We start from the raw sequence: 10,777 nt of genomic DNA, 5'->3' as shown, positions 1-10,777 counted from the left end.
GGGAACAGGGACAGGAACAGACAGTATTGCGTATTGGCAGTGGGGGGAGGAATGCCTTGTAATAAGGCATCCCAACAATTACATCCGCCATCAGATCTTTTATGAAGCTTAATCCTGGCAGGAGCGCGCCCCTCATGCGGCCGGGAAACGGGCTCCCAGTACCGCTTCTCGACTGGCACCTGTTACGGCTGGCAGGTTTGCCGGTAACCCCAAATGATGCCGTGCGGCAAGCCAGGCAAAAGCTATTCCCTCAACCCACTTGGGATCTACTCCTAATGCTGATGTGGTTGCTATGCTGTAGCCAGGCAGCAGGGCTGCAAGCCGGCGCATGAGGGCTCCATTGAGGGCGCCACCACCACAGACAAAGAGCTCACCTTCCCAAGACAGCTTGTAAATGTCCTGAGCGATACTGCGACAGGTTAAATCCAGCAGCGTTGATTGGATATCGGCCTCATCCAGATTGGCAAAATCTTCCAATTGTTGCTCAAGCCAGGCGCCGTTAAATAATTCACGGCCGGTACTCTTGGGGTGAGACAGCGCAAAATAAGGGTGCGACAGCAGTTGTTTAAGCAGCTTTTCGTTGGTTGTACCGCTTTGGGCAAATTCGCCATCGGCATCGAAGGGGAGTTCTTTCACCTGTTGGATCCAAGCATCAATCAGTGTATTGCCCGGGCCGGTATCGAATCCCAGCACCGCGTCGGCATTGCCCGGTAACCAGGTGATATTGGCTATGCCACCAATGTTGAGTATGACACGACACTCGCCTTCTTTGGCAAACACCTGTTGATGGAATGCCGGTACCAAGGGTGCCCCCTGGCCACCAAGAGCGATGTCTTTGCGGCGAAAATCGGCAATCACATCAATACCTGTTTCGGCAGCTATGGTATTGGGATCGCCAATTTGCAGGGTAAAGCCCACTTCGAGGTTGGGCATGTGACGGACTGTTTGCCCGTGACTGCCGACGGCGACAACCTGGCTTTTATCCACCCCCGCCTTTGCCAGTAGGTTATTCACCGCAGTGGCAAACAGGCTGCCTACACTGCGATCGAGCCGGCCAAGCCGGTTGATTTCATCCTGTCCAGGCTGGCACAGCCGCTGTAACCCCTTGAGTAAATGAACCGGATAAGGTTCAGTGTGAGTAGCAACAAGCTGTGGTTGAGGGCTGGCAAAATCTACCAGAACAGCGTCAACACCGTCCATACTGGTGCCGGACATGAGTCCGATAAACAGGGATTGGGTCATTGTAGTTCAGTTACCTCGGGTGCCATGGCCAGTTGCTGCTGCTTGTTAAAAGCAATTTGTGCCATCAAGTCCTTGCTGATGCGGGAAAATTTGCCGAGTTCCTTTTGACCGATTGATTCGGCCTTGGGCAAATCCACCGTTCGGGGATTGCGATGTACACCATTGACGATAAATTCATAATGCAGGTGCGCGCCTGTTACCCGGCCGGTTTTGCCCAGCGTACCGATGATCTGCCCTTGTTTCACCGAATCACCTTTTTTCACCTTGCGTTTGTTCAGATGCAGGTATTTGGTGGTGTAGGTGCCATTGTGGCGCACAAATACATAGTTACCGTTATATTGATTGTAGCCCGCTTCAACCACTTTCCCCGAACCGGCAGATTTGATTGGCGTGCCTATGGCCGCTACATAATCAACACCCCGGTGCGCTTTGACCTGACCGGTAACCGGGTGCAGACGCTTGGGATTGAAGTTGGAACTGACGTATTTGAAATCCACCGGCGAGCGCAAAAACGCCTTGCGCATACTCTGGCCTGATTCGGAATAGTAGTTGCCATCATCGTAGCGTATGGCGGTATAGCGGCGTCCATCATTAACAAACTCAGCGGCCAGAATGGCACCATTTCTTACAAACTCACCGTCGGCATAATGCTTTTCATACAGCAGGGCAAAACTGTCGCCCTTTTGCAGATCCTGGGCGAAGTCGATATCCCAGCCAAAGACGGTGGCCAAATCCATAATTTGTCCGGCGTTCAGTCCGGCATCTACGGCGGCATTCCAGAAGTTGCTGCGAATATTGCCCTGGGCAAAATCGGTGCGACTGGTCAGCTGCTTGACTTCCAGAGTTTCGCTGTAACCGGCGTCGTTTTTGGCAATCATCAGGGTGGTGATAGCGTCAATACGGTAACTGAGTTTTACCAGTTGCCCCAGTTCGTCCTTAGCTATCACGATTTCTTCACCGGGCATGATTTTTAGCAAATTCTTTTCGGCCTCTGGCAGGCGGGTAATTTCATATACATCCCGACTGCTGAGTCCTGCTCGTTGAAACAGTGCGGCCAGGGTATCGCCCCTGGCCACTTCAAAGTGTTCTACTTCGAGAGCGGCTCCGAGGTTTTTTAAAGCAGACTCAGGTTGGTTACTTGCTTCCGGCTGGCTTTCGCCATTGGGGGCGCCTATATCCAGTTCAGAAGCTTCTCCGGCGGGTGGCGTGGGAACCCGCTGAGATAATGGTTGGGTAAATTTCAGTTCATTGGATTGAACATCAAGGGTTTGGCGTGAGGCTTCGGCTTCTTCCGAAGGAAAAAAAAGCGTTACTGTAGTAAACAGTACAAGAATGCTGAGTATGATTTGATGCTTTTTGGGGAGCAGCTTTAAAAGCGTAATAACCTTTGTCATTTGACCCGGGTACCAATTCCCTGACTCTGTAAACTGAGCCTAGTGTACACACTTTCATTTGCTCAGGCTAACAAGTAACATAAGTCTCTTTGATTGAATTCGGATACTGACAGAGGTAGCTGCCAACATGGCTGATTTGGACCAGGTATTAGCAGAAATTAAACGGGGCACAGATGAGATCCTGCTTGAGGCGGATCTGCTGGAAAAACTGAAGGAAGGCCGTCCGCTTCGGGTGAAGCTGGGTGCCGACCCAACCGCTCCCGATATCCATCTGGGCCATACGGTCATTCTCAACAAGCTGCGCCTGTTCCAGGAGCTGGGCCATGAGGTGATCTTCCTGATTGGTGACTTTACCGGCATGGTTGGCGATCCAAGTGGTAAAAACAGTACCCGTCCGCCGCTGACCCGTGAGCAGGTTCTGGCCAACGCCGAGACCTACAAAGAACAGGTATATAAGATTTTGGATCCGGCCAAGACCCGCATCGAGTTTAACTCCAGCTGGCTGGAAAAACTGGGCGCTGCCGGGATGATCCGTCTGGCCTCGCACCAGACTGTTGCCCGTATGCTTGAGCGTGACGACTTTAAAAAGCGTTACGGCAGCGGCCAGCCGATTGCTATTCATGAGTTTATGTATCCGCTGCTGCAGGGTTGGGACTCGGTTGCACTGCAGGCCGATGTAGAGCTTGGTGGTACCGACCAGAAGTTCAACCTGCTGATGGGCCGTGAGTTGCAAAAGGCCGAAGGCCAGAAGCCCCAGACTGTTATCATGATGCCGTTGCTGGAAGGCCTGGACGGCGTGAAGAAGATGTCCAAGTCGGCCCACAACTACATTGGCGTAAGCGAAGCACCGGACGAAATGTTCGGTAAAATCATGTCTATCTCCGATGAGCTGATGTGGCGCTACTTCGAGCTGTTGTCGTTCCGCCCGCTGGGTGAAATTCAGCAGTTCAAGGCCAACGTGGAAAACGGTGCCAACCCGCGCGACGTTAAGATTGAACTTGCCAAGGAAATCATTGCCCGTTTCCACGACCAGGATGCTGCCGACAAGGCGCATCAGAACTTTATCGATCGTTTCCAGAAAGGCGCCATGCCAGAGGATATCGAAGAGGTGACGCTGGAAGCCGGTGAAGGTATGGCCATTGCCAATTTGCTCAAAGAAGCCGGGCTGGTGGGGTCAACCTCTGATGCCATGCGTATGATTAAGCAGGGTGCGGTGAAGATGGATGGCGAAAAGCTTGACGACACCAAACAGGTGTTCGAGCAGGGCCACAGCGCCATCTTTCAGGTGGGTAAGCGCAAGTTTGCCAAAGTTACCCTGAGCTGAGCACTGCATCAATAAAGCAAACACTGATAAAAAAACGGGCGCACTATGCGCCCGTTTTTATGACAGCACAGGGATTATTGCCCCGACAATTGGTCTGCCATGGTTTGATAATCGACAAGATCTGTGTGTTCGGTTACTCGGTGGTTGCGCATATCCAGCCTAAGAGAAGTGACGGCTGGTACAGCAACATCAATGATTTTTCCCGGTTTGCCAAATTGTTCACCGGGGCCTTTAAAACGATAGTTGCCAATCATCACTACCAATGAGCCCGAGTTGTACATGTGTTCAATATTGAAGCTGTACTCCAATACGCCAGCATGGGCACGTTCGAAAAATTCAATAATAAAACGGCCACCTTTGTACTTGCGTCCGGCGGTACGGTCTTGAAACACACTGTCACGGTTGTAAAAGCTGGCAAGCTTATTGTAATCGTGCTCGGTAAGTGCCTGAATGTAGTTTACTGCCATTTGTTGCTCCCGAGGCATTTCGCCAGTGTTGGCACTGGCTCCGAAGCAAAACATCCACAGCAATAACCCAATTTTTCGCAAACGTCAGTCTCTCTTGGTTTTCAGGTCAAATGCAGGTAATGACAGGTGCCATCGTATTGCTGCCAATCGCAGCACCAGTGCGCTGAACATGGATAACAGCATGGCTGTTTTGGCGTTCATGCCAAGTTGCAGGCACAGGGTATAGGCTATACCGCCTAAAATAGACGCTGTCGCGTAGATTTCTGTGCGCAGCACCATAGGAATTTGGCGACAAAGCACATCTCGGATAATGCCGCCACCTACGCCGGTAATCAAGCCCATGATAACGGCCGACATGCCGTTTAGGCCCAGGCTGAGCGCCTTTTGAGCACCAATCACGGTAAAAAGTGCCAGTCCGAGTGCATCGGCGATGGGCAGGGTATATTGGGGTACCTTACGGGGACGGCGGATAAAAATAAGGGTGAAGAGTACAGTGGCGAGGATCACTATGACGTAGTTGGGATCCCGAAGCCAAAACACGGGTGTAGCGCCGATAATAGCGTCGCGGATGGTGCCTCCTCCTACGGCGGTCACTGCGGCAAGCACAGTGACACCAAAAGGATCCATGCGATGGCGTCCGGCGGCCAGTGCACCGGTAAGGGCAAATACGGCGGTTCCACAGAGGTCGAAAAAGTAAATCCAGCTCATTTGCTCATGTCTTTCAGATGGATGTTCAGAGCATCCACAGAGATGCGTATTTCAATTACCGACAGGATCAGCGAATAAAGCAGCAACAGCAGGCTGGCCCCAAAGATCAATGAACCGGTTTTATTCATGCCGACATAAATGAAAATCATGCACAGCACGCACAGCGCAAAGCTGGATACTCCTGCTTCCTGCATTCGCCGAATGATTACGATGCGTTTCTTCAGGTTTTCAATTTGGCTTTTGTGTACTGGTTTGTCACCGCTGGAGAGGCTGCGGATAAGTGCTGCCAGAGAAAAGAATCGATTGGTGTATGCCAGCAGCAGCAGCGAGATAGCCGGGAACAACAGGGCGGGCGTCGTTAACGATATATGAAGATTTTCTAACAAGGTAAATGTCCGTTATTGCGTAGAAATCGGCAGTGGCCGCAGGCTCATCATTATAATGCCTGATAAATCATTTTACAGTGTTTGCAAATACCTGAGCACAGCCCAGATGACGGGCATAAGAAGGAGAAATAAAAACCAGGTAAAACATGCACGGTTGGAAAGCCGAATGGCGGCACCGATGTTTTTGGCTGTGGGTAATTGGCCTGTGCCTACTCGTTCTATTTCAATGCGACTACCTTGATGTTTTTGGGGGCCGCCCAGTTCAATCTTCAGTACAGTTGCAGCGACATAGGCACTTCGAATTGCATTAGAGAGAGGCTGCCACCGCCTGTGTCTGAACAGCGCTGCCATACCGGCAGGGCCACCCTGAATCGCAAGGGTCAGACTCCAAAGCCAGGATGGAACATATAAGAATATGGAAACCAATATATTGATGGGTAAGCAAAAATATCGATACTTTGGTGCAATTGGTGGCCAGGCCAATTCTAACTGTTTAAGCATTCTCACCAAAAGCACCATGGGAGCGCCGGCGAGGGCAAAGAAAAACACTGTTGAAGCAGTGCCATATATCGGAGCCGTGACCAGTTTTTCAATGGTGGCCTTGGCGATACCCGTTTCTGACAGCTCAACCGTATCCCTTGAAAGGTATTGCCCCAAGAGTTTTTTGGCTTGTTCTTTATTGCCATGAACCAGTGCGCGCTGCACTTCCTCGGCAACCTGGGCAAAACTGGCGTCAGATAAACATAAATAGAGGATAAGGAATTCAAAAAACCACGGAAACGCAGCCATATCCAGCAAAAAAACCACAATCAGCCAGAATGGCAATACTAACAGAAGAGCGGCCATCATCCCGGCAATTATCTGTTGTCTCGAACCACGTTCAGGGTGATTGACCTTTTTGGCCAGCTCTTTGGCTAAAAAGCCAAACCAGGCCAGCGGCTGCATTTCCCGGGGCAGGGGAGCCAGTCTGGCCAGCGGCAGGGCGCACAACAGGATAAGAAAGCCCTCAAACAAGGCTCCATCCAGTGCAATAAGCTGGTTTACAAACTGGCCGTTGGTCATTAAAGACCCTCGATAAGCGCCATGACCATCAGGGCGGAATGATGTCCTGCTTTTACCAGGTATGAGTCGAAATCCACCGGACTGTCATTGTTGGCATTGTCAGACAGCGAGCGGATCACCACAAAAGGGGTGCCGAATTGATGACAAATCTGGCCGATGGCGGCACCTTCCATTTCACAGGCGGCCATGGTGGGAAAGTCTGCGCGCATTTTAGCGGTACGCACTGGGTCGCAGATAAAACTGTCGCCGGTGCAGATAAGGCCTTCAATGGTTTTCACTTCACCGAGGCTGGCAACGGCGGCCTTGGCGGCATTGACCAGGCGGGCGTCACTGACGAATGCGGCTGGCTGCTGGGCCATTTGACCGATTTCATAACCGAAGGCGGTGACGTCCACATCGTGGTAGCGCACTTCGCTGGCAATCACCACATCACCAATGGTCAGGCTGTCAACAAAGCCACCGGCAGAGCCGGTATTGATAACAAAATCAGGTGCAAACTTGTCGATAAGCAGGGTGGTGGCGAGCGCCGCAGCAACTTTGCCGATGCCGGAGCGGGTCACAATAACCTGTTTGCCGTGCAGTTCACCCTCGGTGAACTCGATGCCGGCCAGGGTGCTGGACTTGGGGGAATTGAGTGCCGCGATCAGGTGGGCAACTTCCGGCTCCATGGCGCCGATAATACCGATTTTCATAACTTGCCTTTGAGCGTGTATAGAGAATGGCTGCCAATATACCACACAGGTATGACCGGTTTACAGGCTCAAAAAAAGCGCATCCTAAGGAAGACCTTTCGGATGCGCAGGACACAAGCAAAGGGTGCCGGTTCAGGCAGTTGCCGTCTCCAGGAAGTTGAGGATCCCCAGCGCCGCCTCGCGGCCTTCGGCGATGGCGGTTACCACCAGATCAGAGCCGCGCACCATATCGCCGCCGGCAAACACCTTGGGGTTACTGGTTTGGAATGGGGTATCGGCCAACTTGGGCGCTTTGACCCGGCCTTTATCATCGAGCTGGATGCCAAAGTCGGCAAACCAGGGCGCAGGGCTTGGCTGGAAGCCAAAAGCGATGATGATGGCATCGGCCTCAAGCAGCTGCTCGCTGCCGGGGATGGGCTCGGCGCTGCGGCGGCCATTGGCATCGGCTTCGCCCATTTGGGTTTCCACGCATTCGATGCCCACCACCTTGCCGTTCTCGGTCTTGATGGCCACTGGCTGGCGGTTAAACAGGAAGTTTACCCCTTCTTCGCGGGCATTTTGCACCTCGCGGCGGGAGCCGGGCATGTTTTGTTCGTCGCGACGATAGGCGCAGATTACCTGGCTTGCGCCCTGGCGCACAGCGGTGCGCACGCAGTCCATGGCCGTGTCGCCGCCACCAAGCACCACCACTTTTTTACCGGCGAGGTTGATGTAGGGGTTATGCTCGCTTTGCTGGCCCAGCAGTTCCATGGTGTTACCGATAAGGTAGGGCAGTGCCTGCAGCACGCCGTCGGCGTCTTCACCGGGCAGACCAGCCTTCATGGCGCTGTAGGTGCCCATGCCAAGGAATACGGCGTCAAAGTCTTTCAGCAAGTCACTGAAGGCGATGTCTTTGCCAACTGTGACCCCCAAACGAAACTCGATCCCCATGCCTTCGAGTACCTGACGGCGGGTTTGCATCACCGATTTATCCAGCTTGAACGAGGGGATGCCGTAGGTCAGCAGGCCACCGATCTGCGGATACTTGTCGAACACCACCGCCTTGATGCCGTTGCGGGCGAGAATATCGGCGCAGCCAAGACCGGCAGGACCGGCACCGACAATGGCGACCTTCTCAGGGCGAGGAGTGACCTTGCTCATATCCGGGCGCCAGCCCTGAGCGATGGCGGTGTCGGTGATGTACTTTTCCACATTGCCGATGGTCACGGCGCCGAAGTCATCGTTCAGGGTACAGGCGCCTTCACAGAGTCTGTCCTGAGGGCAGACCCGGCCGCAAATTTCGGGCAGTGTGTTGGTTTCATGCACCAGATCCGCCGCTTCCATAATGCGTCCCTGCTTGGCGAGCTTCAGCCAGTTGGGAATGTAGTTGTGCAGCGGGCACTTCCATTCACAGTAAGGGTTGCCGCAATCGAGGCAACGGTCCGCCTGTTCATTTACCTGGCCTTGAGTAAAAGGCTGATAAATTTCAATAAACTGTGTAGAGCGCAACTTGATTGGTTGCTTGGATGGATCCTTGCGGCCCACTTCAATGAACTGAAAATCGTTACTCATAGTGCATTATCCCGCTTTTACTGCCAGTTCAGGGTTTGGCTTTTCCAGCTTGAGCAAGTCGGCCACCGCCACGTTCTTGGGTTTCACCAGCACGAAGCAATCAAGCCAGTTGTTAAAGTCGCTGAGGATGGCTCTGGCGTGCTCACTGCCGGTTTCTTTTACGTGCTCTTCAATAAGGCCCCGCAGGTGCTTCTGATGGATAACCGACTCCACCTTCTGAGTGTCCACCATCTCGGTATTTACCCGACGGTTGAAGCGGCCAAACTGGTCGAATACGTAGGCAAAACCACCGGTCATACCCGCACCGAAGTTCACCCCCGTCTTGCCAAGCACAACCACTATGCCGCCGGTCATGTATTCGCAGCCGTTGTCTCCGAGTCCTTCAACCACGGCGACAGCGCCTGAGTTTCGCACGCCGAAACGCTCGCCCGCCTGACCTGCTGCGAAGAACTTGCCGCCGGTTGCGCCATAGAGGCAGGTGTTACCCACAATGGCGGTGCGTTCGCTCTGGAAGGCGCTGCCAATAGGCGGATAGATAGACAGCTTTCCGCCTGACATGCCTTTGCCCACGTAGTCGTTGGCATCGCCGCACAGACTCATTTCAAGGCCGGGGGCGTTCCACACCCCGAAGCTCTGACCGGCAGTGCCGTTAAAGGACAGGCTGATGGGTGCCTTGGCACCACCGAGGCCCCACTGGCTGGCGATAACGCCCGACAGGGTTGCGCCCACAGAACGGTCGGTGTTGTTGATGCTATAGGCTGCGCTGAAGCTCTCGCCAGCGGCCACTGCCGCTTCGGCATCTTTCACCAGACGCTGGTTCAGCTCGCCATTGTCGGCGGGCGGGTTGGTTTCCAGCCAGGTGCGGGCCGAGCCTTCGCGCACATCGGGCTGATACAGGATAGGAGACAGGTCCAGACCATGTTGCTTCTCGGTCTCGCCCTGAAGCGCCTGCAGCCATTCGCTGCGGCCCACCAGATCTTCAAAGCGGCTTACGCCCAGCCTGGCCATCCACTCACGCACTTCCTCGGCCACGAACTCGAAGTAGGTCATTACCCGCTCGGGCAGGCCGTGGTAGTGGTTGTCCCGCAGGTTCTTGTCCTGAGTCGCCACGCCGGTGGCACAGTTGTTCAGGTGGCAAATTCGCAGGTACTTACAGCCAAGGGCGATCATGGGCACAGTGCCGAAACCGAAGCTCTCGGCGCCCAGCAGCGCCGCCTTGATAACGTCTGTTCCTGTCTTGAGACCACCATCCACCTGCAGGCGAATTTTGTGTCTCAGGCCGTTTTCCACCAGAGATTGATGTACTTCTGCCAGACCCAGTTCCCAGGGGGAGCCGGCATATTTCACCGAGGTGATGGGGCTGGCGCCCGTGCCGCCGTCATAGCCGGATACGGTGATCATATCGGCGTACGCCTTGGCGACACCGGTGGCAATGGTGCCGATGCCGGGTTCAGACACCAGCTTCACGCTCACCAGCGCCTTGGGATTGATTTGCTTCAAATCGAAAATCAGCTGCGCCAGATCTTCAATCGAATAAATGTCGTGGTGTGGCGGCGGCGAAATCAGGGTCACACCGGGGCGTGCATACCGCAGGCCGGCAATCTCAACACTCACCTTATGGCCGGGCAACTGGCCGCCTTCGCCGGGCTTGGCGCCTTGAGCCACCTTGATTTGCAGCACTTCGGCGTTAACCAGATAGTGGGCGGTGACACCAAAGCGACCAGAAGCAATCTGCTTGATGGCAGAGTTTTTCTCGGTGCCGAAGCGGCGTGGATCTTCACCGCCTTCACCTGAGTTGGAGCGGCCGCCCAGGCGGTTCATGGCAATGGCCAGCGCCTCGTGGGCTTCCGGACTCAGAGCGCCAATACTCATGGCGGCGCTGTCAAAGCGTGGATACAGTGCCTTGGCTTCTTCTACCTTGGCCAGTTCAATGGCGGCGTCTGTACCTTTT

Annotated in this window: 10 protein-coding genes; 1 reads left to right on the top strand and 9 read right to left on the bottom strand. The window is 54.0% G+C overall.

Annotated elements, in window-relative coordinates; all coding sequences use genetic code 11:
• Positions 1-132 precede the first annotated feature (132 nt).
• The gene (locus ABYK60_RS17640; RefSeq protein WP_372873312.1) at positions 133-1,242 is read right to left on the bottom strand and encodes an anhydro-N-acetylmuramic acid kinase; all 1,110 of its coding nucleotides are present in this window, start codon (positions 1,240-1,242) and stop codon (positions 133-135) included.
• Complete coding sequence (locus ABYK60_RS17635) at positions 1,239-2,636, bottom strand: peptidoglycan DD-metalloendopeptidase family protein (protein WP_372873311.1); 1,398 nt, start codon at positions 2,634-2,636, stop codon at positions 1,239-1,241. The genes ABYK60_RS17640 and ABYK60_RS17635 overlap by 4 nt, the downstream gene beginning before the upstream one ends.
• Before the next feature lie 127 nt (positions 2,637-2,763).
• On the opposite strand from ABYK60_RS17635, the gene tyrS reads away from it, so the two are divergent.
• Entirely contained in the window at positions 2,764-3,960 is a 1,197-nt protein-coding gene (tyrS, locus tag ABYK60_RS17630; protein ID WP_372873310.1) for a tyrosine--tRNA ligase, read from the top strand.
• A gap of 74 nt (positions 3,961-4,034) precedes the next feature.
• On the opposite strand, the gene ABYK60_RS17625 is transcribed toward tyrS, so the two are convergent.
• The 7 genes from ABYK60_RS17625 to gltB all read right to left on the bottom strand — a co-directional run.
• Positions 4,035-4,481 carry a nuclear transport factor 2 family protein gene (locus ABYK60_RS17625; RefSeq protein ID WP_372873313.1) on the bottom strand — a complete coding sequence of 149 codons (447 nt, stop codon included), beginning with the start codon at positions 4,479-4,481 and terminating at the stop codon, positions 4,035-4,037.
• 30 nt (positions 4,482-4,511) lie between these two features.
• The gene (locus ABYK60_RS17620; RefSeq protein WP_372873309.1) at positions 4,512-5,135 is read right to left on the bottom strand and encodes a trimeric intracellular cation channel family protein; all 624 of its coding nucleotides are present in this window, start codon (positions 5,133-5,135) and stop codon (positions 4,512-4,514) included.
• Positions 5,132-5,521 (bottom strand): DUF2721 domain-containing protein, encoded by a 390-nt coding sequence (locus ABYK60_RS17615; RefSeq protein ID WP_372873308.1) that lies wholly within the window; start codon positions 5,519-5,521, stop codon positions 5,132-5,134. The genes ABYK60_RS17620 and ABYK60_RS17615 overlap by 4 nt, the downstream gene beginning before the upstream one ends.
• 72 nt (positions 5,522-5,593) lie before the next feature.
• A complete protein-coding gene (locus ABYK60_RS17610) occupies positions 5,594-6,583 on the bottom strand; it encodes a cobalamin biosynthesis protein (RefSeq protein WP_372873307.1) in 990 nt (329 codons plus the stop codon).
• Complete coding sequence (locus ABYK60_RS17605; RefSeq protein WP_372873306.1) at positions 6,583-7,275, bottom strand: 5'-methylthioadenosine/adenosylhomocysteine nucleosidase; 693 nt, start codon at positions 7,273-7,275, stop codon at positions 6,583-6,585. Before ABYK60_RS17605 ends, ABYK60_RS17610 begins: the two co-directional genes overlap by 1 nt.
• A gap of 132 nt (positions 7,276-7,407) precedes the next feature.
• Positions 7,408-8,826: an FAD-dependent oxidoreductase gene (locus ABYK60_RS17600; RefSeq protein WP_372873305.1), complete on the bottom strand. Its 1,419-nt coding sequence runs from the start codon at positions 8,824-8,826 to the stop codon at positions 7,408-7,410.
• Between the two features lie 6 nt (positions 8,827-8,832).
• On the bottom strand, positions 8,833-10,777 hold a 1,945-nt coding region (gltB, locus tag ABYK60_RS17595), incomplete at its 5' end, for a glutamate synthase large subunit (RefSeq protein WP_372873304.1).

It is taken from the genome of Shewanella sp. (assembly GCF_041630135.1).
Classification (GTDB): Bacteria; Pseudomonadota; Gammaproteobacteria; order Enterobacterales; family Shewanellaceae; genus Shewanella.
The sequence above is the reverse complement of the archived record's forward strand: the minus strand, read 5'-3'. Positions and strand labels throughout refer to the sequence as shown.